Source organism: Streptococcus sp. SP8 (genome assembly GCF_030440045.1).
Lineage (GTDB): Bacteria > Bacillota > Bacilli > Lactobacillales > Streptococcaceae > Streptococcus > Streptococcus parasanguinis_I.
Genome location: NZ_JAQFJL010000001.1, coordinates 382,572 through 406,481 on the forward strand (window position 1 = coordinate 382,572; position 23,910 = coordinate 406,481).

Sequence of the window (23,910 nt, forward strand, 5' to 3'; positions counted from 1 at the left end):
TAAAATTCTCGTATTTTTCGCAGTTTTTACCGATAAATCGTTTTCATAACGAGATTCTTTAATTCATCTTCCAATTCTTTGTTTTTCTGGACGGTATAGCCCTTCAATTGAAGAGTTTTTTTCTCGTCTTCATAGCGTAATATCACAGGATATGGGCCCGGATATTTTTTCAAGATAGAAAGAATCGTTTTATCCTGACGATGATCGAGCAACTGGATCCAGAACTTTTCATTGGTTGCCAGTTGTGCCTCTGCTAGAATCATCTGCAAGCGCCCATCACGCTCTTGTATTTTCCCTGTCAAGTAATAAAAGCCACCTTCTTTTATCAAGGAGGAAAATCGATTGTAGGTTTCAGGGAAAAGGGTCACATCCAATTTTTTCTTGGTATCACTGACTTGTAAGAAAGCCATGAGATCACCTGACTTGGTTCGAATGGTTCGAATGTTTTGTACCTCAATGAGAATGCGTACCTGCTCTCCTTGTATGAGTTGAGAAATTGGTTGGATCTCGTAGGGACTCGTTTGCCCAATCGCAACCAATGGGTGGGTACTGAGTCCGATCCCAATAATGGCCTCTTCCTTCTCATATTTTTCAGCCTGGCTAAAGTCCTCTGCTTCTGTCCAGGAATAGTTAGAATCTGCAAATAAACTACCTAGCTCATCAGCAAAGACAAACAAATTCGGCAAATTGTGAAGCACCTTGCGCCTATTTTTTTCAAAAATATCAAACAATCCAAGCTCCACTAAAGGTGTTAACAGAGGTAATTTATGATACTGATTGGGGAGTCGTAAAATGAAATCTTCGACACTTTCAAAGGGACGATTATCAATGATCCAATACGCTAAATCTCTCGGGAGTCCCTTGATATTTTTCATTCCTAAGTAGATTTTTCGATCCTGGAACTTATCTCTGTAAGGGATGGTATTGATGGATAATGGCGCGACTTTAAAATCAAACTGGAGAGCATCTGTCAGATAATCGCTACTCGAATAATTGAGCATGACATCAAAGAAAACATCTGGATAATGGACCTTGAAATAGGCCATCTGAAAGGCCAAGGCAGAATAGGCATAGGCATGAGAACGGTTAAACCCATAGCCTGCGAATTTTTCCATGATCGCAAAGACCTCTTTGGCTTTTTCTTCCGTATGCCCAAGTTTAAGAGCACCTGCGACAAAATCGTCTTCCATCTTGTGCATTTCAGCCACATTTTTTTTGCCCATAGCCCGACGTAAGATATCGGCTTTCCCTAGGCTAAAACCTGCAAAACGCTGGGCAACCTGCATGACCTGCTCTTGGTATAGCATGATCCCATATGTGGGCCGTAAGATTGCTTCAATAGCTGGATCTAAAATCTCAACTTTTTCCTGGCCATGCTTTCTTTTGACGAAATTGTCAATGTAATCACTAGCGCCTGGACGATTGAGAGAGGTGGTCGCTACCACTTCTTCGAAATGATTGGGTCTCACTCGTCTCAAGAGGCGAATGGCTCCAGCCTGTTCAAATTGGAAAATCCCCTTGGTATCCCCAGCAGTAAACAAGGCCAAGGTTTCTGGATCTTCTAAATCAATGGCTTCAATCACGATCTCTTCTTGGTACTTTTCATAGACGGCTTCCTTCATTTTCTGAACAAAGGTTAAGTTTCGCAGACCCAAAAAGTCCATCTTCAATAGACCATTGGCTTCAACCGCATGAGCATCGTACTGGGTGACAAACATGTCTTCTCCATACTTGAGAGGAATGTGATCCGTCAAATCCTGGTCACTCATCACAACACCCGCCGCATGGATCGAGGTCTGTCTAGGTTGGCCCTCAATTCTTTTGGCAATTTCAAAGCCACGTTCAAATTCTGCTCGACTATGAATCACTTGTCGAAAAGCTAGATTCTGTTCATACGCTGTCGTCAGTGTATCCCTAAAGCCAATCCGCTTGGTAATGGAGGTTAATTCGTACTCTGGTACCCCAAAACGTTTAAAGACATCTCGAATGGCTTGTTTGGCCCCAAAGGTTGAAAAGGTCACGATCTGAGCTGCATGGTAACTCCCATAACGGTCTCTCACATAACGGATAAATTCTGGACGATAGATATCAGGAATATCAATATCAATATCCGGCATGGTATAGCGCTCCACATTTAAAAAGCGCTCAAACAGGAGGTTCTTCTCCACTGGATCAATCCCTGTAATCTCCAGGGCATAAGCTACCAGTGAGCCTACAGCAGACCCACGCCCCATTCCCATATAATATCCTTGACTTCGTCCGAAACGAAGAAGATCCCAGACAATCAAGAAATAATCATCAAAGCCCATTTGGTGAATAATGTCTAATTCATGATCCAAACGTTCTTGATAGACCGGACTGGTCAAGTTCTTTCGAAGAAGACCCACTTGAGCTAATTCTCTCAATTCCTCAACAGCTGGTTTCTGAGGATTAAAGCGAGGCAATTTCAACTGAGTATCAATGTCGTATTGAATCCCTTGGACAAGTTTTTCAAGATTTGTGATGGCTTGCGGAAATCGCTCAGCAAAATCATTCTGTAAATCCTGAGGAGTTTTTAGGACAGTTCTAGGATCAATTTGTCCTGTTTCTGTCAAGCTTTGATTGTCCTTGATGGCCGCGAGCATCTGCATGGCTTCCATATCTTCCGCCTCAAAAAAACGCACAGTATGAAGAGGAAGCACAGGGTGGCTAAACTCTTGGACCGGCGTAGCCGCAAAAACTCCGATGAAGTAATCTAGATCAAGCGGTATGTCTTCATGAGCAAAAGGCGCTGGGACAATGACCGCTACTCCTTCTGTGAGGTGCTTCACATCTTCCCAATTGTTTTTCCCCATCATTTTGACGGTCGACATCTTCATCAGATTCTGGTAGCCTTTCGTTGACAGGGCCATCATCCGAAACGGAATGGTTTCATTGTCTACTTTTAGTCCAATTTCTAAACCGACCAAGGGGCTGAGGTTGTGGGCCTGACAGGCTTCGATAAATTCATAAGCACCATACAAATTATCTACATCCATGATTCCCAATGCGCCATACCCCATGCTTTTAGCCACTTGGACATAGTCTTTTATGGTCACTAGGCTTTCCATAAAGGTATAGACTGATTTGGTATCTAGCTGTGTAATCACTTTTTCTCCTTTCTGCATTGTCTATTTTGGTGCCTCCTTTGGTAACTCCTTTTTGTACAAAAAAACACCACTGCTACACAATGATGTCTCAACAACGGAAGACATGGGATTCGAACCCACGCACGCTATTACACGCCTACCGCGTTTCCAACACGGCCTCTTAAGCCTCTTGAGTAATCTTCCATGAATAAAAATATGGAGCCGGTGGGAGTTTCTGAAAGTCAATCAATTCGCTGTTTTTAGCTTTTTGGGTCTGTTTTAAGGACTGCTTCTAAAACTTCACAACTTCATTGCTCACATTGCTAGTTTAGCATAGCTTTCGAGAAAGTTCAAGTTTTATTTTTTTCTCTTGGACGCAAAAGGAAGTTATTTAATAGGAAAAAATCTTTTATTTTTTTTAAAAAAGTTGATAAAACCTCTTGACTTTATGTAACTTTAGTTGTATAATATATACATAAGGTTAAGGAGGAAACCTTAGACAAGGAAACTAAAGAAAGGAAAAATAAATGTTAAGGCGAAGAAAAAAGCCAATCAAAGCTAAAACGAATAAGCTAGTAGTCAAAATCAACTTGTTCATCATAAGCATTGAGTGGCATATCGAATTCGGATAGTGAGCAATCACTATCCGCCCCTAATAGGGGCTTGCTTTAATTATAACAGGTATCAGGATGAAAGTAAAATTTAATGTTAAAAAAACCACAGCTAGAGAAAAACTTGAGTTTATTTTAGGGCTTCTGTTGATCGTAGTGATCATTTGGTTTTTTGTGAGGTAAATATGTTAGTTGATATCAATGCTATTAAATGGCTGCTAGAAAATGCCACAGCCTATTCTATTAGTAAAAATTGTGGATTATCCACCCAAGCTGTAGACAAATATAAGAATGGTATTTCTGATATTATGAATATGCGTTTGAAACACGCAATTAAAATGACAGAATACGCCAATCAGTTAAAAAACAAAAAGTGATGGTTATTTAATCATCACTTTTTTGATCTAAAGACCCATTGCTTATAGCACAGAATCAAAAAAACATAGTCATTCTATTGAGGTTATAACGGACAATTTTAAAAATGTCTATTAGAACAGAAAAAGCCCCTCCAAAAAAGGAGGGGTTAAATTATCCTATAAAGTCTCTGGCCACGGGTCATCTGTGATATATGACATATCAGTAAATCGTAAATCTCCGATGTCTCGGTCAGTAGGCACTGGATCATCAAATTGTAAGCGTAGCTGGTTGCCATCACCCGGCCCGCCTAGATAAAAAGTGCCAAGGCGCTTGCCCTTGTCATTGGTCATGACGCCAAGTTTTGAGCTAGTCGCACGAAAACCGACGGGTATACCACCGACGTTTAAGATTACAACATTTCGCTCACGGTCAGACCCCTGTGGAACGTAGCTGGGCGCACCTCGTCTCACGATTCCAAACCAACCCCAAGAGAGGCCACCAAAGCCGATCTCAACCGTGGAGTTTATACGTCTAAACTCGACATACGCATTAGTTTGATTTGAGTTGATATTTCTTGGTTTAATTTTGACATCTCCAAACAAGACCGACCAAGCGTTAGAGCCGGTTCCGGAGCCTTTCTTGATCCACTTCACCGCTCCGTTTTTAGCCGTGGTATCAGTATAAATTGTACCGATGTCAGCGTTTAGATTATACGGGAAGCCTTGACCTTTTAATTCCGTTCCAGCACTGCCACCAGATCCTACCGAACGCTTTAATTCCTCAAGATCGTTTTTGCTGGCCAGTTGGCTTGTGTCGATTGTCGGGATTTTAGAGCGTGTTACGAATGGATCACCGCCATTTGCCAATTTTGTATCAATCAATGCATCCAGACCCAATTCAAGGTGCTTGTCTTTGATGTTATTGGCCATCTGGGATTGCAAGGTTGTATAGGTTGGAAATAGTTCGTATGCTTTAGAGGTTGATAAAAATGAAGTCTGTTGTCCTTGAAGCACACCTATATCAACCCCAATCGCCTGAATAACTTGTTTTAGTTTATCCATGCTTCACCTCCTTAGAGGGTATTTTTAGCGGTATTATAAATCTGTGCAAAATCGGTATTTTCCAAGTCAGTAAATTTTTGACCAAGCTCTGTCATTTTAGACACGATAGCCTGATCTGCTGATCCTGCACCGTTAGCAATACGGTCTGCGATTTCTTTGAGAGTGTCAAGTTCTTCTGGCACACCCTCGCCAAGGATTGCGGTTTTCACCCCTTGAATTGCTGTTTCCAATTGTTGTTGTGTGATCCCGCCTTGACCAAGCTCAGACTTGTCAGCTTTATTAGCAAGCGTGGTCTTGATTTCTTTTACGTCAGCACCAACGGCCTGTGCAAATTGTGTGAGGTTTTGTGTGTTTAAAGTCATTTATTTCTCCTTTTAAATTTTAGCTAGGTTATATAGTACGGTTAGATCTGGGAGTTCTTCCGTCTGTGGTCCATTTGGATGTTCTGCAATGTACTTGTCGATTTCAGTCTTGACATCGTTTCTTACAAGCGAAAGAACTTCCACGCTTGTAAATTCGTCCGCTGAACGGGTAATATCCAAGCGTGTTGAGCGATCACTGGGGAATATATACCCGTCACAAACGACTTCTACCAAATAAGATCCAATAGGTAGGGCTTTCCCAATTTTAAAAGTAACTTTTGATTTCTCTACTGTACTCTCAAATGTAGCCTTTCCTTTTTGATTAAAGATCCGGATTGTGGCATTTTTGCCATTTAGATCACTGATTGGTCGCATTTGCTCGTCCAGTAGCTCATATCCAAAAAGTGAGGCAGAGTCGCCTTGCTTGACGACTGCCCCTCCTTCAAATTGTTTTAGGTTCGTTGAATTAATGCGCATAATTCACCACCTCAGCTATAATAGTTCACCAGGTCGTCCTTGTCCCAACATGAAATCCAGACTGGTCCAAATTGGCCAAATTCAAACAATCGCCAATAATAGCCACCATAATAGCCACCTTTGCCAGTGTCCGTGATATGAGCTTCATCAAGCTCGAAGCTAAAGTACATTCCGGCTTTAAAGTCTTGATCTGCTCCGTCTGGTAAGTTGTTTCCGTCCTTATCGACCCAGTTTACCATCGAAACGGGAATACCGTTTTCAGTCCAATCGAAGCCAACGGGCGCTAGATAGTCACATTTAATTTGCCAGATACCATTAATGTATTTGACCTCATTTGCTTCGTAGTAAGCCTTTTCTTGCGGTTGTACGGATGTGTTTGCTTGGTTGTTTGTCTGTGGTGCTGTGTCAGCATATCGCCAAACCTCGATATAAGCTGGTTTATTCCAGCTGTAGTAGTCGTTCCAAGGATAGGTATTGATAGCTTGTCCGACTGCTCCTTGTGTCGAATAGTCGCAAGAAATGAAGTATGTATCATCGATCATTGCCCCGACATGCCCACCATCGCCACCAGATGAAGACATATCGGCACCCCATGACATTAGAATAATATCGGCCATTTGAGCGTCCCATGGTTGGTTACGGCTCACACGATAGAAGCCGTTATTTGCGAGTTGCTGCCCAAGTGTCACCGTTGATGGCAAACCTTGAATTGGGATACCCGATTCTTTCAATACTTGCGACATGATACCAGAGCAATCCCCTGTCCCATCTGAACCGTTGCGAGAACCTAACATCGAATATGTAATCAGCCCACGACGGCTTGTAAAACCGTTAACTATAGATTGTTGTACACTCATGTTTTTTCAATCCTTTCTAAAATCAAAAGCGACTATCCAAAAGAAGATAGTCGCTAGTACGAAAATATTAATCTTGGTTAGGTTCTTCATAACCTAATGCTCGTGTGCTATCACTCAATCCTGATGTTGTAGGGTCGTTAACAATCCCTACAAGTACAAGAAAGGCAAACAGTACATTGATAAATACAAGGACTTTATCAATTGTTTGGCCAAACTCCAATTTGATGCCAAAGATATCGGCAAATGCTTGGAAAAGCAAAGCCAAAGCTGGTACAAGGGCAAGCCAAAAGTTTTTATTTTTCAAACGTACATTCCAGTTGATTTTCATAATGTTACCTCTTAATTATTTTTTGTTTTGAATTAATGCTTTAAGTTCCTTCATATCCTCGCTCAAGGCTTTGACCTGCTCTGCGAGGATCAATAGAGACTTATTCTGTTCATCGTGGTTATCGAGTCGTCTAACTGCTGTCAGACGAAAATCACGCATGTTTTCAATGTCTTTTTCGATCACGACCATGCGTTTTTCTTGTGCCACGACACTTCCTTTAAAATTACCGTAAATTCCAAGTAAGATCCCGACAAATCCGACCATCATCGAGATATCTTCTGGTGTAAAGTGGATCATAGATCACGCCCCTCTCTAATTAAAGTACTGGTTGTGGTGTAGCTGTCGCCACTGGTTGAGTTTCAAGGTCACCAGAAGGTTGTCCTGGCTTCTCTTCCTTCTCTTCTTTTGGTCTAGCCCATTTCCAGATGCCAATCTTACCATTTTGGAAAAGGCTGTTTAATTGATCCAAGGTTTCGCCCTGATAAGTAAATGGTTCGGTCACTTGGATCATGACACGCTTGCCTTCACCAAATGCTTCTGTATGATTTGGATCTTCAACAGTAAAGATTTCTTGTGGTTGGTAAGTTTTACCAGATTGACCAAGGTCTACCAACTCAAGACCACGTTTAAATACAGTAGGATCAAGTGGATTTTCAACATCGGTCACACGGGCCAATACATTCCATTCTGCCACTTCTTTGATCTTCTGGATTTGGTTCGCTTTTTCTTCGTTGTCTTTGGTTAGAGCTTGGATTTTAGCAATAGCATCATTGTTAGCTTCGACAGATTTGTCTAGCTCTTTCTTGATCGCTACGACTGCGCCAGATGTGTCAAACTCCATGCGGACGATATTCAATACTGCTTCAACCAGTGTCGCATCATCTTCGGTCATGCGATTGGTTGGCAAGATTTCTTCAAAGACACGGTACGGAAAATCTTGCTTGATTGCTACTTTCGTAGTGTTGGCTACTGCATCGTATGATTTAAATTGTACTTTGTAATCCATTAGTTTGTTACCTCGTTTTTGTTTTTAATTTCTTCAAATAGATCCTTTAAATCTTTGTCAGACTCTAGGACAGAGCGATAGCTTTCAACTTCATTTACAAGTTGTGCTACATGTTCCTGAGATTTAGTAAGTCGGGCTTTAAATTCAGCCTCGTTGATTGTCTTATTCGCCAATTGGTTGGCTAAATCAGTGATGATTGCTATGTATGTGCTTTCGTTCATTTTGCTACCTCTTATTAGATATATTGGTCAAATGGAATTGTTTGATCAGAATTGATATTGTAGAATGGGAAGTCATATATATTAAGCCCCCATGAAGGGTTTTTTTTGCGTATTATTTCAAAATTCTGTCTGAAATGTTCAAGTAGTACGCCTAAATTCCACGCTCCGGCATGCCCTCCTTCCCCGTGCGAAGGAACTGTGAATCCAGTAGTTTGAAATTGTAGTCCGCCATTTTGACGCACAGAGTGTCTAAATTGGATTCGGTCTCCGACTAATTCCACCCTGTCGTAAGGAGTTTCACGACTATCACGAAATATTCTGATACCGGCGAAAGATCCGTCCGCCCCAGCATCTGATGGGTTGTCGGTCATTTCGTTGATCCATTTATGAGATGTATTTCCTAAAGTGGTCGCAACACCGCCATGTACGGAATCTTTAAACATCAACGCTCCGATAGTGTTGTGCTTCTTCTGAGGATGTGTGCGTTGTCTAAAGAGTACATTTTTACCAGACTTAAATTCAATTCGAGCGTTTTCATTAAAATCAATTTCCGAGTTATCTAGGTCAATTTTCATCGCTCCCTTATTAGATAAAATCCTACCACCACTAATACGTTCAGCAGAGAAATCAATCGAGGCAAGTTGCGTGATAAAGGCTTTTTGGGCCATTAATTCTCTGATGAAAGCTTGATTTGACACCAGCTTATCAATCATAGCCGAATCTACCAACACCTTATCAGCCGTGACTGAGTTTGAGGACAAAATTGGTGTAGTTACTGATCCTGCTTTCATGTGACCAGTTTCCACGCTCTCGCTTGCAATATGACGGCCTAAAATAGATCCATCAACTACCATGTCCCCTTTTACTTTAATCAATTTTGCAATTAAAGCAATGGATTCTGGCTCTTGTACTAGCAAGGAACTGATGGTTCTTCCACTAATTTCCTTACCAACACCAAAACTAATCTGCCCAGGAGTGATCTGGATATCCGTTTTTCTCAACATGTCACCCATTTGATTGGTTATTGTTGTGAATTGCCCATCTACGGTCTGTTTGTATTCGGCAATCTTAGACTCAATTTTAGTCTCTGAAGTGCCAGCTTTATCCAGTGGGCTGGGCCTAAATGCTGGAATCTTAGATCCACGGACTAAAATTGGATTTCGTATCCAAAACTCTCCGTTATTGATAGCATAGATGTAGAATGGGAAATTTCCTGTTTTGTTAAACTCAAAATCACGATTGGCAGTGAAATGGAATTCTGCTCGAATCCATCTATCTTTCGGTGTATTTTTGTCAGCAAAACCTTGAGCAAATATGGCAGTATTGTTTGAATGGTTTTTTAATGCAAATGCTAGTCCTTTGTCTACCTCTACACTAGATTTGATCATGTAATCAAATGCGATAGAGTATACATCACCTTGCAAAATACGATCAATATAGATTGGGAAGCAAGGTCCTAGCCATGTTGTGGACGGAGACCCATCAATTTTCATTTTGAAGATTCCGTCTTCCGACCTTGAAAGCCTATTATTATTATTATTATTATTGGATACACTGTATTCAGTTAATGTGTCCGCAAATCTGATAAGATTGTCTGGTGTTGTATCTGTCGCAACACTTTCAAATCTTCGATTGATTCCAGCTACATCTTCATCATATTTAGCTTTTGCTATGTAGCCTTGCTCTAGAATCTGCCTTGTTGCTTTCAGGGCATCAACTGCAGCCTTCTCAGAGTAGGTCTGCATGCGCTGTTCAAGTTCGCCATTTGGACCAGCTTTGCTCTCTAGTTGTGTTAATTGGGTCGAGAGACCTTGGATAGTTCTTTCAAAAGTAGCTTGAGCCTGTGTTACTAAATATTCTTGATCTTCAAGTGCTGGTTGCCACGGCCTTTTTTGAGTCCCTTTATAAAGGTCAATTTCTGCAATATATAAATCAGATTGACCGCCATTTGTTCCGTTATTATCAAAACGTAAATAGGCATTATCAATATCTCCAGAATTAAATTGGACCGATACACTTTCTAGGTCACTAATGCTTAATTTCTTGCCATTAATCAACTGTTTGATAATAGTGAAGCCTTGAGTTTCACCATTCCGTCTGCCAAGAACGAAAACATCATAAGATGTTAAAGCTGAATTGTTAAATCCTCTAAAGTTAAGAGTGTAATCTGTATTCTTTTCTAACAAAAACCGATTGGAACTTATAACTTTTTCGGTTCGGTCATTGTTGGAGAAAATAAGTATTGGTTTTGAACCGTTAAAATAGAATGGATGGTTCCCTATTTTTGTAATCCCGTTGCTGCCAAAATACTTCGTACCTTCTTTATAAGCAGTATCACGAATTAAGTTAGGCCCACCGATTCTCGAAGAGGTAAGTTGCTCTTTAATTCCATTCACTGTCTGCTCGACATAAGAGCGATCAGCCTTGCCATTGGCCACATTAGTGAGGTCGGAGATAGCTTTTTCAGTCGTCTGTTCAAATCGTGATTGTGCGCCTTGGACTCCTACAAATTGGCTTTGTGTTTGATCTTTGAAGTCATTGATTATTTTCTTGATATCTGCATCACTGGTCTTTAATTGGTCAGTAGTAGCTTTCAATCCTTGCATCTTCACTTCAATGCCATTGTACTGAGCTTTGAATTCTTCTACAATTTCATTTTTATTTGCTTGGTTTGCTGCATTGATTTTCTCAGTTACTTTAGCCGAAATTTCCTGCTTGACTACTTCAGCTTGCGCTTTCGCTTGTTCGATTCCATCAGTGATTTTATGTTCCAGCTCTTTTGCTTGCTTGTCATACTCAGCATTAGCATTGTCTACAAGCTTCTGCACTTTCGCTTCGTATTCAGCATCATAAGACTTCATTTTCTTCTCAACGGAATCATTGACCATTCCTGAAATCGAGTCTGCTAAAGTTCTAGTAACTTCACCGAAACCGATGCTGACAAGCTTGATGCTCATTGGATTAAACTTGTATTTCGTGATCTTTTTTCGCAAATCGACATCGTAGCCCTCGTGGAAGATGCTCACGATATCAAACATGTGTACTGGTTGATCTGCCTGGCCGACAACATCAATCTCAAGGCTTTCTTCGATCATGTCACACAGAGTTTCACGGAAATAGCGCTTGCCGTATTCCTCAAGTGTCTTTTGATCCACTACATCCTGGTCTTGTACTTCCATATCTGCTTCGTAGATATGCTTGTATTTATTGATCAGTGGGCTATCAATGGTCACGGTTAGGATCTGATCTTTCTTTCCTTCCTCGTGCGCTTCAATAACCTTTTTAAAATGGATCCGTGTTCTCAACTCTTTGGTGGATTTTGTTTCTTGGAACGACTTCATATTTTTCTTGTAGGCAAATAATGATTCGTTTTCGATTCCACCATGTTCTAGCAATCGGACGCTGTACTTGTCCCGGACAAGGTCTCCACCCCACTGCCCAACGATGGAGTGCTTGTCTTTGGCCAAAGCTTCCATCGCTGAGATATCTTTTAAATTAAGGGTGTGTTTTGACATTACATCAGAAAAGAATGTGAATGGTGTTTCTCGTTTGAACCCGGCAACAAGCGCATTCATTACGGTTGCTCCATTCACTCGATCGACATTGATCTTGTTGATAGAATAACCATTTAACAATGTAGCTACTTGATTGGCGTATACTGTGACATATCCGTGTTGCTTTTCGACTTCAAAGATAGTAAAGTACTGTTCTCCGTGCAAGTCATCAGCAACTAATTCTGTTTCCGGAATTAACAATGCCCATTTTGGGTCTGATGTGGGAAATTTAAAGGTAAGCTGGTAGGTGCTGTTAGCTTCCTGAACGATTTCGGAGCTAAAAGCTTCATTAAGAGGAAAATTTCCCTCTTGCAGATAGATCATACTTTATACCTCCAATTCCCTTTTATTGTGATTTTTGAGACGGTGCCTGAAACTGCAATACCAGACGTACCTGGAGCAATTTCGAAGAATCCACCTCTTTTTCTCAATGTATTTTTCAGATTTCCATTTTTGTCATAGACATTTTGTTTTTTATGACGGCAATCGATTGTTGCCTTTGTATCAATCATGAGTTGCATGGTTTGCTTCCCGATAGTGAGAGATACATCTCCATTGCCTTCGATTGTGATGACTGGTTCAGAATATACAGTTCCTGGATTGTTTACTGTACCGTTACCTGCCAAAGTGACTACGGCATTATTATTTAAGTAACGGAATGGATGCATCTTTAACTTAATTTCTAAGGTCCAAGCGTGCAAGCCATTTTGTTTAAAGGATGCGCTTTGAAAATCAGCATAAAAAATAGAGCCTGGTCGATGACTAAACTCTATTTTATTATCTTCCGGCTTAAATTGATTTACAATCGTTTCGATTTCGCTTGTCTTAACAACGTATAGATTTACTGTCTTATCGTACCCGTCATAAGCTCCATCATAAAGATTATAATCTCCGTTGGCACCATAGATCGTATTTGATTCGACCCTTGGTGTTGCCGTCTGGTCTTCTCCAAAATCTGTCACATAGCAGTTTGGGATTGATCCAGTGTCAAATCCATTTATAATCATGTTAAACATTAGATTCCCTCCCTTGCCATAATTTTAGAATATCTTTGATAGCTGTTCTGCGCTAAAACATCACCGTCCAAATAGGTTTCTGACGGTTTTTCAAGAATAGCAGTAAGGATCTTTTCTAAACTTGCTCTCAGAATTGCGATCTCAGCAACGATATTTTCACCACTGTAGCTATTTCCGGTAGAATTATCTTTAAACGAAAATTGCTTGCTGGCATTTTTGATTTCTCGCAAGAATTTAGCATCTTCTGGGATTCCGACCCCTGCCGCATATCTTGGAAAACCGAGATTTTTCATCAATCGTTTAGTTCTATCGGCTCGCAATACTTTGGATCCACGAGGCAAGTTGAGTACAACATCCCGTCCGTCTGGTATGAATGAGCTCCCGTCTGGTAATGTTACCATTTCTTTATAGACTGCATTTCGCTGGTCGTTAACCATTGCAAGACCACCTTCGTGGAAGTTCGTACCTTTTTCGTGTCTTGATCCAAAAACACGGGAGAATGAGTTGACCACTTTATTTACTACTTCTGTAGCAGTGATAGTCGTGTGGTGACTTGTTGGAATACCGTTGATAGCATTGGTAGCACTGTTCGCAGCATTAACCGCACTAGTGCTATCGCCTGTTATGGACTTAGTTGGGCTTGGTGTAGCGTTCCAAGCGTTTTGATTATCAATCGCTTGTCGTGCAGCAGTGATAGCGCCCGTTGGATCACCTAACTGTGGTTTGACAGGAGACGGTGTGCTGTTCCATTCTTGTTGCTTATTAATCGCTTGTTGTGCAGCATTATTCGCATTGCTTGGATCAGCGGTAATTTGTTTGGTTGGTACAGCGAATCCGTTGTATAGTCCTAAAGCCCCCATAGCTTGGTTAGTTCCCAGTGTCACACCGTCTGGAGTTGCAATCAAGTCCGTCTTATGGTCGGTAGGTAGTGTTAAGATGCTAGACATCGCACTAGCGATAGCGCTCTTTGTCTTGTCTTCTGCGTCCAAGTTGACTACGTGAGCCATACCAGTTAACGAATCAACTGCCAGTCTTACACGTTCAGCCTTATCACTTGCAGCATCTTTTAAGATCAGTTCTTTCTGCTCTGGTGTGAGTGTATTCCAGCGTTCAATGATTGCTGTGGCACGTTCACCAGACGAAAGAAAGTCAGTATTCTTCATCAAGAGTTCCTTGACTGCTGCTGGCATAGCGTTGTATTGTTCGAGCAATGTCTTACTATCGAGAACAGCTTTCATCCCTTGATTATTACCAACAACAAGTTCTTTCTGCTCTGGTGTAAGTGTGTTCCACTTATCGACTTCCACAAGCGCTTGGCCAATCATCATTTTAGCGTTAGTCTCAAGATTTGCATTCTTCAAGAGGAATTCCATTTGATTCCAGCCATCTTCTGCGCTTGCTGCTTCTTTAATGATATCGAGAGCGTTAGTCTTAACCTTGCCCTCTTTCAAATCCCAGACCATTGAGTTCCATGCAGTGTTAGCTTGGATTTGCTTCTCAGACATACCGTCGATTTCGTGTGCCCAAAGTGAGCTGGTTTGTTGGATCGAGTTTCCAGCCTTAATAGCTTTCTTTTCAAATTCTTCGAACGATAGACCAGTCTTTTCAAAGGCTTCTTGGTACATCTTAGCGACCTGCTCACCAATCCCATCAATTCCACTTTCACGGAATTTCTTGACCAGTTGAGCATAGCGGACTCCATAGGCTTCCATTTTAGCGTTGTGATCTGCTTCGATTTGTTGCAATTCTGCAGTTAGTTTTTTGCGTGATGCAACACTTTCCGCATCTGTTCCCTTGATACTATCAATTGCATCTTTCAAAATTTTCTTGCGATCATCGTAGGCTTTTTTCTCATCAGCCATCCATTTCAAAAGTTCGCTCAGCGATCGTTGAGCTTGCTCACGATTTAACCCGCTAATTTCACCATTAATTGCTTTTGTAATTGCTACACGCTCAGCGCCCGAATATTTCATATTCTTGAGTTGGATATTAATCAACTCATTTTGGTTAGCTGTAATAATTTGTTGCTCTTCTCTGGTGATATTTCTATGCTGGTCTGATGCTCTTTGATAAATATCTGTGATCTGACTTGTCAAATCGTTAACAACTGTTTTGGTACGTTCAGCGCCTTCAGCAATTGCTTGTTGAGATTCCTTAGACAGACCCAATTTCTCAGCTAGCTCAATTTTCTTTTTGGTATTTTTGTCAACTAAATCGGTAATATCTTGCCCTAAACTTTGCACGCTTTTACGGACTTCTTCAACACTTTTAGTTGATCCTGCACCAAAGTCAACCATTGCTTTCTTTGCTTCTTGTACTTTGTCGTACAATCCGCTCAATTCCTTAGATTGTAACTCATTGACAGCAGTGCCCCATAAATGAGTACGTTTTTCCGCTTCTTGTGCATCTAAAGCGTATTTAGTGGCAACACCACCAATTAATAAACCGCCAGTTATCCATCCTGCGGGGCTGGTTAAAAATCCAAGAGCTTTAGACCATAATGATGTGCTGGTTGCTGCGCTTTCTGCAGCCGCTCCTGTTGCTGTGATCCCTGTTGTTGCTGTTTTAAACGCAGAAGAAAGACTGTTTCCTTGTTTAAACAATTCGAAGGTCTTGCCTAATACAGAAAGTCCACCTCCGACTTTACCAATTCCTTGAGTAAGGAAGCCGATGCCTTTAGTAATACCACCGATCACACCGATACCTTTACCAAGAATTGACAAGGCTGGGCCTGCGCCTGCTGCAAGCAGTCCCCATTTGATGATATTCTGTTGTTGAGACTCGCTCATTTCACTAAATGCCTTAGCCATGTCCGCCAATTTTTGGATCCAAGGTTTTGCAGCTTGCAAGCCAGAATTCATAGCTTTCAAAAGTGGTCCACCAAATTCAATTGCCAAATCAGTGATCTGGTTTTTAAAAATTTTTAATTGAGATTCTGTCGTTTCATAGCGTTTTTGAGCTTCGGTAGTAAGAGCTGTATTTTCTTTCCACGCACTATTTGACCTACGGACAGCTTCTCCCATCTTGTCAGACGCAGAAGCTAGTGATTTGAGCATGTTCCCTTGACGAATTCCAGACATGTCGAGTTCAGCAAGGATACCATCCATGTTTTTGCCTTCTTCATGAGCTTTCTGGAGCCCTTTAATAAATGCTTGCAAAGCTTCAGCTGGTTTTTGCTTCCATGCAGTAGAAAATTGTTCTGCTGTCATTCCTGCTGTGCTTGCAATAAGTTGAAGTTTTTCTTTTGCTCCTTTGCCAACTCCAGCAACAGCTTTCCCGATACCAGTAAGTGTCTGGTTCATCGCAGTTCCACCTGCTTCAGCTTCTATACCTACGCTACTCATTGCAGTGGCAAGCCCTAAAATTTCAGGCGTTGTTAATCCAGCAAGCTTTCCGCCCGCTGCCAAACGATTGGTCATTTCGACAATATCACGTTCTGTTGTTGCAAAATGATTACCAAGATCTACTACCGCTGATCCAAAGTGCGCAGACCATGTACCCAGATCTTTTCCAGAAACTTGCATGATATTTCCGATTTTAGCAATTGATGATGCTGCTTCTTCAGAACTCAAGTTGGTAGAAACACCAAGATTGATCATGGTCTTTGAAAAGTCCTTGATTGCTCCAATTGGCACCCCTAATTGTCCAGCTGCTTCCGCAACATTGGCAATTTCAACTGCACTTGAAGGCATTTCTTTTGCCATCTCACGAATACTAGCAGATAGCTTATCAAACTGTTGCGGTGTTCCATCTACAGTCTTTTTGACTCCTGCAAATGCCGTTTCATAGTCGATTGCAGCTTTTAAGGCAAATCCAGCACTTGCAATCAATGGAGCACTGACACCTTTTGTCAATGTCCCACCAAAATCAGAAACTTTCTTACCGAATGTTTGAATGTGATCTCCACTTTTAACCAAATTCTTCCCAAGGGCTTCCATTTTACCTGAAAAGCTATTTTCACGGCCTACAGCCTTCAATGCTTGTTCAACTTTGTACAGTTGCCCTTCCATTGCTGATAACTTAGCATTTTCTCGCTCAATATCAGCAGCAGCTTTGTCAAATTTAGCAGATCCAGGATCGAGCTTGTCGAAGTTCTGCTTCATTTGATCGAGTACTTTTTTCTGTGCTTCAATGGCTTGTCCTAAAGACTTGTATTTTGCTTTGAGGAGTTCAGTACTCTTACCATTGTTTTTCAATGTGCTATCGAGCGCTTTGACATTATTTTGGAAATACTTCACAGCGTTCTTTGCACTTGTTAAGCTAGGATTGAACTTTGACACGTCCAGCCCTAGTTCGATATACATTTGTCCTAGTGGCGTTCCACCTGCCATTTTTCCTCCTTTTACAAACAAAAAAGCCCAAAGAGGCTTTATGCTTCCATTTCTCCAAAAATGTCAGCTAGATCTAAAGACGCATTTTCGGCTTGATCTTTATCAAGATCAATAATTCCGATCAGATCTTCCCAGCTTAATTCCATCACATCATGGACATTCATGTTATATGGTCCATCAGCAACTTCCTTAACGAATTTGTAGAAACGTTTTAATGCGTTTTTAGGATCTATTTTTTCCCCTTTGGGTCTACATCACCCACAAGATGAGCATAAATTTCCGTAAACACTTCGATGATTTTAGCAAAATCAGTATGTTCTAGCAATTGCTCTACTGTCACATTCTCAAATAGTGACGCAATGAAGCCTAATTGCTGATCCAATTTTTCGACTTCTGTCTTGTCTGATGTGAGTGAGTCGTTTAGTACAAGGTAATCACGATAATCACGAGTAGTAATTTCTTTACTAGAGTAAAGTACATCTTCTCCAGCTTCGTTCTTCATGGTAAATGTAATTTTTGACATTGTTTGCCTTTCTATAATTAAAAAAGCACCGAATGGTGCTTATTTCATTTTGTCCAAGTTTTATTTAAAAATTCAATTTTATTGACATCATTATCCGAATGGTCATTATCCATCGCATAAAATATAGTTATGGTTGCCTCTTTCCCGGCTTGTATGACGACACTTTTATCCGATTGAACAGAAACGGTATCATCGTTAGACATAACGGAATCATAAGCAAGATAATTACCTTTGTCATCGCTCGCAAGGAATTTACCTGGATTGAATTCAATATTCGATGAGTCGTTATTTTTTATAGTCAGTGTTGCCGTTACTGGGATGAAACTTTTAGAGTCATGGTTCATCGCAAGCATTCCGGAAGTTTGTTTTTTCGGTTCGCTGACAGCAATTTGAGTTTTGTCGAAAAGAACTCCGTCCCCAAATTTGTAACTAGTCAATGAATTCATTCCAAGAACGAAATCATTTGCTTCCAGAAATAAATCGTGATCTACGTTTGATACGTATGTAGAGAGCTTATCTTTTACCATGACAGCTCTGTCCTTCTCTTCCTTTACGCTCTCTAATTCCTTGTGTGTCTTAGAAAGTTGATTATTGGAATTTACGAGCATAATAGCAAGTACAATGGAAACTAGAGTGATCATAATGGTTAATGTTATTAAAACTGTATTTTTCTTATTTTTCATAACAAAACCTCCACAACTTATTATATCAATAATTGTAAAGGTTTACAACGATATAAAGATAAATAAAGGGGCTAAATGCCCCAATTATTATCCTGCTACTGCCATACCAAGTTTGGCTTTCAATTTCTTGATTTTTGCTTCATCGCTACCAAAGTACATTGTACCGTACTTGTTCTTGGTTTGCTCATCAGTACTTGCGCCTGCAGCAAACGATACATCTGTAGTAGCAAGCTCTTCAGCTTTATCTTTGATCGTGTTTAGATCGATTGCATCCATTGACAGATTTCCTTTGTAGAAACCGTAGTAAGCTCCACTACCATCTGCGGTATTTGATTCGAGCAAGATCGCAACATCTTTTGAAACAGTGTCAGCTCCAAAGTCAAGGATGTCATCATCGTTTTCGTAGCCGAGAGCTTTAACGTAAAGTGCTACTGGGATGTCCAAGAGGCCAAGCTCTACCTTGACATCTCCTACTCCACGGTTGTTTACATGGTAAGCGATGTTGCTTCCAAATGTTTTTGTAGGGTCAACTGCAAGACCAGAGATCTTAGCGGTTTGAGTCGCACCTTCTCCTTTTTTACCCTGGATGATGAAGAGGTTTTCTCCTTCTGTTGGGGTTTGATTCCCATCCAAAATGCGAACTGTCAAACTTTTAAAACCGACTGTCGCTGTACCTTGTTTTTGTTGTGTCATATTAAATTTCCTTTCTAATAATCGTCATACAGTTTGCTCTTCCCTTTGTAGGTCCTAGCATCTGCATAGCGTTTGATTTCAGGGATCCATTCATCTAGGCCCCCAGCAATTTGGTAGAATCCTTGCGATTCCATCACCTTTTCGACTAACCCTTGCAATTTTTTGCATTCAATTCGGTTGGTCGATTCAACGTTGATTTGATAAAGAAATGTTTTCGAAAAGCTTGTATTACTTCCCTGGTCACTTTGGATAGGTGGCCCTAGTGGGATAATAACAATACTCGTCTGATCTGTTGGTAAGGTTTCAGGACGCTCAAACGATTTGATAGTGATCTTAGAAAGTTCCTCATCGCTCATCAGAGCATCATATATTTCTGATATCTTGTCTTTAATCATCCAAGCCCTTCTCCTTTCAATTTAGTTGCTAACCTATACTTAAATTTTTCTTTGTTGGCTTCCGAAAATCTTCGGATAACACCAAATCCCCTTGGATGGGCTTTTTTGGCATATCCAAATTCGTTCAAATGTTCTAACCGCCAACGTGAACCAGCACCAAAACCAAGCTTAACCATTGGCACTCCTTCAAAAGCACCCGTTACATTTCCGACTGTTGCGCTTTCGATTGTTTCTCCGGTTTTTCTGAAAACCTCTAGAGCTACTTGAAAGTCTTCAAGCGTTTCAGTTGCTGCGCCTTTCAAAGCTCTATTCGCAGACCTTCTCACTTTCGCATCGCCAAGCTTTGCTTCTAAATTTCGGATGACTTCATCGAAGCCTCTTAATGTAGCGCCACTAGTCATTTGATCCACCAATAACAACAATTAAATAATCACGGTTGTCATAATCGGGACGAACATCAATGATCTGCCATTTTTTATTTTCTAATCGGTGATCATTCACTTGTACAAAATGCTTATTGTCAGGTTGATAACTTGTTAAAGGATCTCTTATTTTTAAGGTCATCTTTGCAGTCATTGATTTTCCTGTTGAAATTTCGATATCCTTTAAACTAGGTGAGTAAACTTTAGCAAATGTATAAAATACTTTTTCAAAGCTCACATCCCTGCCATCTAATCCTTCAAGTACTTTTGAGTTATAAAACTCCACAGGAGTTCTTAATTCACTTGTATTGGTTTCTGGTTTCTTGTATTTAAACTCAGGCTTATTCATCTTCCACAACTACATCTTTGCTTAGATTGTTCGAAGCTACTAAATCGTATTCTTTAACAAAATCAGGTAATTTCTTCATCAATTCGTTTTTTCGATCATCATCAACTTCAAAAATGTCTCCAACGTGTCGGACAACATTTTCTTTCAAGTCAAAGAAATCTTGGATTGTTTCTAGCACTCTTTTCCTCCTATTGGGTGGTTTTGAAGTGATAACTCAAGGAGTTCTCCTTGAAAATTTGCAAAGAAAAACTCGACCTGATCATTGTACAGATATCTTGCACGTTCCAAGACAAGCTCTTCAGTGCGAGAATCTGACAAATCAAAAGCTCCTGTTAAGTCGAGAATTGCTTTTTCGGATGAGACTAACATCCTTGAAAGATTCCAGTCTTCTGCATCATGAAAGATTTTCATCCGCTCCTTGAATGTTCCTAGAAGCGGATGAAATTGTTTTGTGTCTTCCATTCGGTGTCACCACCTATTATTTAATTTTCAATACCCAGACAGCAGCAGTCTTTTCATCATGAGCCTTACCATAAGCGAATTGCTTAGCAGTGTAGAGGTTCAAATCTTCGAGAGCGTAAGTCTCAGTGAAGCGACCAAACTCGATTCCACCACCTACGAAGGCATCGTAGCGACCTTTGACGAATGTAGTCACTTTACCAGCGGTTTGAGCAACTGATTCAACCAAGATCAAGTTGTACGGCATTGCAGTTACATACGTTCCTTGAGCGTTCAAGGAAGTGTATTGTTTCTTGACATCCCACGCATCCGCTGGGTTGACTACCATCACGACATTTCCTTCAACTGCTACTGGGTTGCCGTCAGACTTAACAGAGTGATGTTTGTACACCACAGTCAATTCTTTAACAACTGTCGCAGAGTCAGCAAATGTAAGGTTTGTAGTTTGGGCCTCTTTTTCTGCAAAAGTTGTTTTATTGCCAGCTGCAGTTCCAGTGAGGGTACGAGAAAGACCGATGGGCTTGCCGTCTCCGTCACCGTTCAAAAAGGCAGCTTCCAAAGCAGCAGCGAACGCTTCTGTGATTTGAGCAGATACGAATGATTGCAACCAAGCAGGTCCGAATTTTTCAGAGTCTTTAGGGATGACTACAAATGCAGTCAATTTGTTTTGGATTGCTTCTTCTTCGTTGAAGGCTTGTTTCAATTGGCCTTGAATTTCCCCGTTGATCTTGCCCCAAAGAGCTGTTCCGGTCTGAGTTGATTTGAGGAATTTAAGGCGGATGCCAGCGTTCCGCAATCCGATGTGTTGCAAGAGTGGGCGAGATTTCACCATATCATCAAAGATACGGTCGATTGTTTCTTGTGGGAAGAGTTTTTCTACTCCCACAGGGGCAGTCTTGTCGATGTCGTTGAAGAATTCACGAGCTTCCGCAGTCAATTTAGCATCATAAGGGTTCATTGCTGAAACTTCCTCATGAGCGGCATTGCGAGCTTGCTCCATCATTTCATTTGTCATTGACTCGATCATTTCATTGTAGAGCTTCGCTTGTTCTTCTTGAGGTGCGCCATTTGCTACAGCGTTCAAGAAGTTCTGACGAATTTCGTTGAATTTGTTTGATAATTTCATTGTCATTATTATTTTTCCTTTCTAAAATGCAAAAAAGCCGAACCCTTTAGGTGCAGCCTCGTTTGTGTTATTTTCTGGACTTTCTGGAAGGGTGAATCTTTTCTGTACAAATTCACTATTTTCAAAAGTCTCTTTTGCGATTTGTCGAGCTTCCAGCTTATTAGCTACCAATTCGGCAATTTTATCAACATCAGGAGTCATTGCTGATTTCGTCTTGTCAATAAAATCATGTGGAATCATTGGAGTTTCGCTTGCAGCAAATGCAGGAGCAATTTCTCCAGAAAACATGATCCTGTCAGCAAATCCTTGATTTACTGCTGATTCAGCATCGAACCAGGTAGTTTTGTTCATCAGATCCAATAAATCATCCAATGCTTTTCCAGTCTTATCAACATAAGCATTTGCGATTGATTTGTTAAATCCTTCAAGTACTCCAGCTTCATGTAGTAGAGTGTTGTGGTCTCCGTCAACTCGTGATGACACGTTGTGGATCATGATTTGAGCAGTAGGGCTAATTTCTACGACATCACCAGCCATTGCGATAACGCTCGCTGCACTTGCAGCAATTCCCACGATTTTAACAACTACTTTCCCTGAGTAGGCCCGTAATGCAGTATAGATTTCGCTACCTGCATATACATCTCCTCCTCCTGAATTGATGTGAACTTCGATGTCCTCACCAGTTTCTGGAAGTACTACGTTTTTAGGGGCGGTACAGTCCCAACCAAACCAATCATAAAGCCAAACATCATCGTTTGACACGATTGTTCCTTTAATCGGAATCACTTTCATCTTCTTTCTCACCTCCCTTCTCTACATCCTCACCAAGTTGATAGTTCTTAGTGATCAGAGGCTTGTCGCCCCACGGTACAGCTTCAAGACCGAGTTCTTCACGGACTTCATTGATAAGCATGGATCCCGAAGAAATTAGCTTGTCAATACTTTGAGCAAGCGAGAATTTGTCTCTTTGCCCTTCACCAACAATGACTAGTCGCTTATTGTCCTTGTACTCGCTTTTACTTAGTAAAGCAAAGTTCAGACCATCGCTCATTTTCTTCACAAGCGACTGGTAGCAATAGCTATTAAACATCTTCTGACTATTTTCCAGATTAGCCATGTCCCCATGCATCAGAGCAGTGGGAATCCCTAAGATGTCGGCTACCTCATCATCGAATTGCCTACGGAGCTTTTTCAGCTCATCTACAGACAAATTCGATGTACCTGTAGTATTGGTTAGCTCAGAGTATTCCATCCCCTCTTGAGCTGGGACAATCGCTACTGTCTTGGTCGTAAATGATTTAAAGAGACCGTCTGCATATCGTTGCATCTTTTCACGTTTTGATTCGTCAAAACTTGCATTCGTTCTAGTGCTGAGTACTCCACGGATTTGATTATTCCGTGCAAGTGCTTCAACCAGTCGAGTGTGTAGTTTTTCATAATCGTTGAAGAGTTGAGTGAAATATTCTTGGAGACGATTGTTGTTGTATTGTAAGAAAATGACTTCGTTCATTTTGAATGGTTTCTGGAAAGTATAATTTTGACAGCTTACAGATGTGAATGTGTCATCAAATACAGCATATTTCTGTCGGATGTACGAGTCAGCAATTAATAACTGATCGTCATTCGATAAGAAAATTAGTACTTCGTTTTTGGTCAATAAGCGATAAACCGCCTTTTGCCAAAACTCAGAAGCTGATTCATTCTTATTGGGCCTTACATTTAGCAGATAATCCCAATCAGTAGCCTTCTTTTTCCCATTATCGATGAATTTGAACTCAGATCTCGCAAAGATGCGGGCCACGAACTCAGCAGCCTTGTCAATCGACAGGCTCTTTAGTTGTAAATTTCCAAAGATCCGCTCCAGCTCATCAAATTCAAAACTTGGTTCCGGAACTTCTCGCTTGAATAAATTTAGCCATCCCAAGGCACCTCCTCCTTTCTAAAATTTTCTGCCTACCACCCACCCGGATAT

General features: G+C 40.9%; 25 protein-coding genes and 1 tRNA gene. 1 reads left to right on the forward strand and 25 read right to left on the reverse strand.

Annotated features, from left to right (window positions below; translation table 11 throughout):
• Window positions 1-26 precede the first annotated feature (26 nt).
• Complete coding sequence (locus tag PCY11_RS01925; protein ID WP_070845477.1) at window positions 27-3,128, reverse strand: DNA polymerase III subunit alpha; 3,102 nt, start codon at window positions 3,126-3,128, stop codon at window positions 27-29.
• Window positions 3,129-3,223: 95 nt separating this feature from the next.
• Window positions 3,224-3,311 (reverse strand) — tRNA-Ser (locus PCY11_RS01930).
• 592 nt (window positions 3,312-3,903) lie between these two features.
• Here PCY11_RS01930 and PCY11_RS01935 point away from each other — a divergent pair.
• A complete protein-coding gene (locus PCY11_RS01935; RefSeq protein ID WP_009732644.1) occupies window positions 3,904-4,095 on the forward strand; it encodes a hypothetical protein in 192 nt (63 codons plus the stop codon).
• A gap of 156 nt (window positions 4,096-4,251) precedes the next feature.
• On the opposite strand, the gene PCY11_RS01940 is transcribed toward PCY11_RS01935, so the two are convergent.
• The 23 genes from PCY11_RS01940 to PCY11_RS02050 all read right to left on the reverse strand — a co-directional run bounded on the left by PCY11_RS01940 (window position 4,252) and on the right by PCY11_RS02050 (window position 23,862).
• Window positions 4,252-5,136 (reverse strand): hypothetical protein, encoded by an 885-nt coding sequence (locus tag PCY11_RS01940; protein ID WP_301362364.1) that lies wholly within the window; start codon window positions 5,134-5,136, stop codon window positions 4,252-4,254.
• An 11-nt stretch (window positions 5,137-5,147) separates the two neighbouring features.
• Window positions 5,148-5,498 (reverse strand): hypothetical protein, encoded by a 351-nt coding sequence (locus PCY11_RS01945; RefSeq protein ID WP_009732642.1) that lies wholly within the window; start codon window positions 5,496-5,498, stop codon window positions 5,148-5,150.
• A 12-nt stretch (window positions 5,499-5,510) separates the two neighbouring features.
• Complete coding sequence (locus PCY11_RS01950) at window positions 5,511-5,975, reverse strand: hypothetical protein (protein ID WP_301362365.1); 465 nt, start codon at window positions 5,973-5,975, stop codon at window positions 5,511-5,513.
• Window positions 5,976-5,986: 11 nt separating this feature from the next.
• Entirely contained in the window at window positions 5,987-6,832 is an 846-nt protein-coding gene (locus PCY11_RS01955) for a lytic exoenzyme target recognition domain-containing protein (protein WP_301362366.1), read from the reverse strand.
• A 67-nt stretch (window positions 6,833-6,899) separates the two neighbouring features.
• The gene (locus PCY11_RS01960) at window positions 6,900-7,160 is read right to left on the reverse strand and encodes a phage holin (RefSeq protein ID WP_301362367.1); all 261 of its coding nucleotides are present in this window, start codon (window positions 7,158-7,160) and stop codon (window positions 6,900-6,902) included.
• A gap of 15 nt (window positions 7,161-7,175) precedes the next feature.
• Window positions 7,176-7,457 (reverse strand): hypothetical protein, encoded by a 282-nt coding sequence (locus PCY11_RS01965; protein WP_031575451.1) that lies wholly within the window; start codon window positions 7,455-7,457, stop codon window positions 7,176-7,178.
• Between the two features lie 19 nt (window positions 7,458-7,476).
• The gene (locus PCY11_RS01970; RefSeq protein WP_301362368.1) at window positions 7,477-8,166 is read right to left on the reverse strand and encodes a hypothetical protein; all 690 of its coding nucleotides are present in this window, start codon (window positions 8,164-8,166) and stop codon (window positions 7,477-7,479) included.
• Window positions 8,166-8,387: a hypothetical protein gene (locus PCY11_RS01975; RefSeq protein ID WP_049472245.1), complete on the reverse strand. Its 222-nt coding sequence runs from the start codon at window positions 8,385-8,387 to the stop codon at window positions 8,166-8,168. Before PCY11_RS01975 ends, PCY11_RS01970 begins: the two co-directional genes overlap by 1 nt.
• 14 nt (window positions 8,388-8,401) lie before the next feature.
• On the reverse strand, window positions 8,402-12,265 hold the full coding sequence (locus PCY11_RS01980; RefSeq protein ID WP_301362369.1) for a phage tail spike protein: 3,864 nt from the start codon (window positions 12,263-12,265) through the stop codon (window positions 8,402-8,404).
• Entirely contained in the window at window positions 12,262-12,957 is a 696-nt protein-coding gene (locus tag PCY11_RS01985; RefSeq protein ID WP_301362371.1) for a phage tail protein, read from the reverse strand. The genes PCY11_RS01980 and PCY11_RS01985 overlap by 4 nt, the downstream gene beginning before the upstream one ends.
• Window positions 12,957-17,288, reverse strand: coding sequence for a phage tail tape measure protein (locus PCY11_RS01990; protein WP_301362372.1), 4,332 nt, complete (start codon window positions 17,286-17,288; stop codon window positions 12,957-12,959). Before PCY11_RS01990 ends, PCY11_RS01985 begins: the two co-directional genes overlap by 1 nt.
• Before the next feature lie 38 nt (window positions 17,289-17,326).
• Window positions 17,327-17,452 (reverse strand): hypothetical protein, encoded by a 126-nt coding sequence (locus PCY11_RS01995; protein WP_301362373.1) that lies wholly within the window; start codon window positions 17,450-17,452, stop codon window positions 17,327-17,329.
• 65 nt (window positions 17,453-17,517) lie between these two features.
• Window positions 17,518-17,811: a hypothetical protein gene (locus PCY11_RS02000; RefSeq protein WP_009732631.1), complete on the reverse strand. Its 294-nt coding sequence runs from the start codon at window positions 17,809-17,811 to the stop codon at window positions 17,518-17,520.
• Window positions 17,812-17,855: 44 nt separating this feature from the next.
• The gene (locus tag PCY11_RS02005; RefSeq protein WP_301362374.1) at window positions 17,856-18,494 is read right to left on the reverse strand and encodes a hypothetical protein; all 639 of its coding nucleotides are present in this window, start codon (window positions 18,492-18,494) and stop codon (window positions 17,856-17,858) included.
• A gap of 87 nt (window positions 18,495-18,581) precedes the next feature.
• Window positions 18,582-19,187, reverse strand: a complete 606-nt coding sequence (locus PCY11_RS02010; RefSeq protein WP_301362375.1) for a major tail protein — start codon at window positions 19,185-19,187, stop codon at window positions 18,582-18,584.
• Window positions 19,188-19,201: 14 nt separating this feature from the next.
• Window positions 19,202-19,582 carry a hypothetical protein gene (locus tag PCY11_RS02015; protein WP_031575424.1) on the reverse strand — a complete coding sequence of 127 codons (381 nt, stop codon included), beginning with the start codon at window positions 19,580-19,582 and terminating at the stop codon, window positions 19,202-19,204.
• Window positions 19,579-19,983 (reverse strand): hypothetical protein, encoded by a 405-nt coding sequence (locus PCY11_RS02020; RefSeq protein WP_049488161.1) that lies wholly within the window; start codon window positions 19,981-19,983, stop codon window positions 19,579-19,581. Before PCY11_RS02020 ends, PCY11_RS02015 begins: the two co-directional genes overlap by 4 nt.
• Window positions 19,976-20,353, reverse strand: coding sequence for a hypothetical protein (locus PCY11_RS02025; protein WP_031575417.1), 378 nt, complete (start codon window positions 20,351-20,353; stop codon window positions 19,976-19,978). Before PCY11_RS02025 ends, PCY11_RS02020 begins: the two co-directional genes overlap by 8 nt.
• Entirely contained in the window at window positions 20,346-20,531 is a 186-nt protein-coding gene (locus PCY11_RS02030) for a hypothetical protein (RefSeq protein ID WP_301362378.1), read from the reverse strand. The genes PCY11_RS02025 and PCY11_RS02030 overlap by 8 nt, the downstream gene beginning before the upstream one ends.
• The gene (locus PCY11_RS02035) at window positions 20,525-20,815 is read right to left on the reverse strand and encodes a phage gp6-like head-tail connector protein (protein WP_301362379.1); all 291 of its coding nucleotides are present in this window, start codon (window positions 20,813-20,815) and stop codon (window positions 20,525-20,527) included. Before PCY11_RS02035 ends, PCY11_RS02030 begins: the two co-directional genes overlap by 7 nt.
• 16 nt (window positions 20,816-20,831) lie before the next feature.
• Window positions 20,832-21,944: a phage major capsid protein gene (locus PCY11_RS02040; RefSeq protein WP_118228308.1), complete on the reverse strand. Its 1,113-nt coding sequence runs from the start codon at window positions 21,942-21,944 to the stop codon at window positions 20,832-20,834.
• A 15-nt stretch (window positions 21,945-21,959) separates the two neighbouring features.
• On the reverse strand, window positions 21,960-22,730 hold the full coding sequence (locus PCY11_RS02045) for a head maturation protease, ClpP-related (RefSeq protein WP_301362380.1): 771 nt from the start codon (window positions 22,728-22,730) through the stop codon (window positions 21,960-21,962).
• Window positions 22,711-23,862, reverse strand: coding sequence for a phage portal protein (locus PCY11_RS02050; protein WP_049472230.1), 1,152 nt, complete (start codon window positions 23,860-23,862; stop codon window positions 22,711-22,713). Before PCY11_RS02050 ends, PCY11_RS02045 begins: the two co-directional genes overlap by 20 nt.
• Between the last annotated feature and the right edge of the window lie 48 nt (window positions 23,863-23,910).

Excerpts from the sequence above, each read along its gene's own strand:
- PCY11_RS01990 (WP_301362372.1), bottom strand. The coding sequence starts at position 17,288 with ATGGCAGGTGGAACGCCACTAGGACAAATGTATATCGAACTAGGGCTG.
- PCY11_RS02025 (WP_031575417.1), bottom strand. The coding sequence starts at position 20,353 with ATGAATAAGCCTGAGTTTAAATACAAGAAACCAGAAACCAATACAAGT.
- PCY11_RS01995 (WP_301362373.1), bottom strand. The coding sequence starts at position 17,452 with ATGAATGTCCATGATGTGATGGAATTAAGCTGGGAAGATCTGATCGGA.
- PCY11_RS02040 (WP_118228308.1), bottom strand. The coding sequence starts at position 21,944 with ATGACAATGAAATTATCAAACAAATTCAACGAAATTCGTCAGAACTTC.
- PCY11_RS01950 (WP_301362365.1), bottom strand. The coding sequence starts at position 5,975 with ATGCGCATTAATTCAACGAACCTAAAACAATTTGAAGGAGGGGCAGTC.
- PCY11_RS02000 (WP_009732631.1), bottom strand. The coding sequence starts at position 17,811 with ATGTCAAAAATTACATTTACCATGAAGAACGAAGCTGGAGAAGATGTA.
- PCY11_RS02015 (WP_031575424.1), bottom strand. The coding sequence starts at position 19,582 with ATGATTAAAGACAAGATATCAGAAATATATGATGCTCTGATGAGCGAT.
- PCY11_RS01945 (WP_009732642.1), bottom strand. The coding sequence starts at position 5,498 with ATGACTTTAAACACACAAAACCTCACACAATTTGCACAGGCCGTTGGT.
- PCY11_RS01985 (WP_301362371.1), bottom strand. The coding sequence starts at position 12,957 with ATGTTTAACATGATTATAAATGGATTTGACACTGGATCAATCCCAAAC.
- PCY11_RS01965 (WP_031575451.1), bottom strand. The coding sequence starts at position 7,457 with ATGATCCACTTTACACCAGAAGATATCTCGATGATGGTCGGATTTGTC.
- PCY11_RS02045 (WP_301362380.1), bottom strand. The coding sequence starts at position 22,730 with ATGAAAGTGATTCCGATTAAAGGAACAATCGTGTCAAACGATGATGTT.
- PCY11_RS01975 (WP_049472245.1), bottom strand. The coding sequence starts at position 8,387 with ATGAACGAAAGCACATACATAGCAATCATCACTGATTTAGCCAACCAA.
- PCY11_RS02035 (WP_301362379.1), bottom strand. The coding sequence starts at position 20,815 with ATGGAAGACACAAAACAATTTCATCCGCTTCTAGGAACATTCAAGGAG.
- PCY11_RS02005 (WP_301362374.1), bottom strand. The coding sequence starts at position 18,494 with ATGAAAAATAAGAAAAATACAGTTTTAATAACATTAACCATTATGATC.
- PCY11_RS01955 (WP_301362366.1), bottom strand. The coding sequence starts at position 6,832 with ATGAGTGTACAACAATCTATAGTTAACGGTTTTACAAGCCGTCGTGGG.
- PCY11_RS01935 (WP_009732644.1), top strand. The coding sequence starts at position 3,904 with ATGTTAGTTGATATCAATGCTATTAAATGGCTGCTAGAAAATGCCACA.
- PCY11_RS02020 (WP_049488161.1), bottom strand. The coding sequence starts at position 19,983 with ATGACTAGTGGCGCTACATTAAGAGGCTTCGATGAAGTCATCCGAAAT.
- PCY11_RS02010 (WP_301362375.1), bottom strand. The coding sequence starts at position 19,187 with ATGACACAACAAAAACAAGGTACAGCGACAGTCGGTTTTAAAAGTTTG.
- PCY11_RS01980 (WP_301362369.1), bottom strand. The coding sequence starts at position 12,265 with ATGATCTATCTGCAAGAGGGAAATTTTCCTCTTAATGAAGCTTTTAGC.
- PCY11_RS01960 (WP_301362367.1), bottom strand. The coding sequence starts at position 7,160 with ATGAAAATCAACTGGAATGTACGTTTGAAAAATAAAAACTTTTGGCTT.
- PCY11_RS01940 (WP_301362364.1), bottom strand. The coding sequence starts at position 5,136 with ATGGATAAACTAAAACAAGTTATTCAGGCGATTGGGGTTGATATAGGT.
- PCY11_RS01970 (WP_301362368.1), bottom strand. The coding sequence starts at position 8,166 with ATGGATTACAAAGTACAATTTAAATCATACGATGCAGTAGCCAACACT.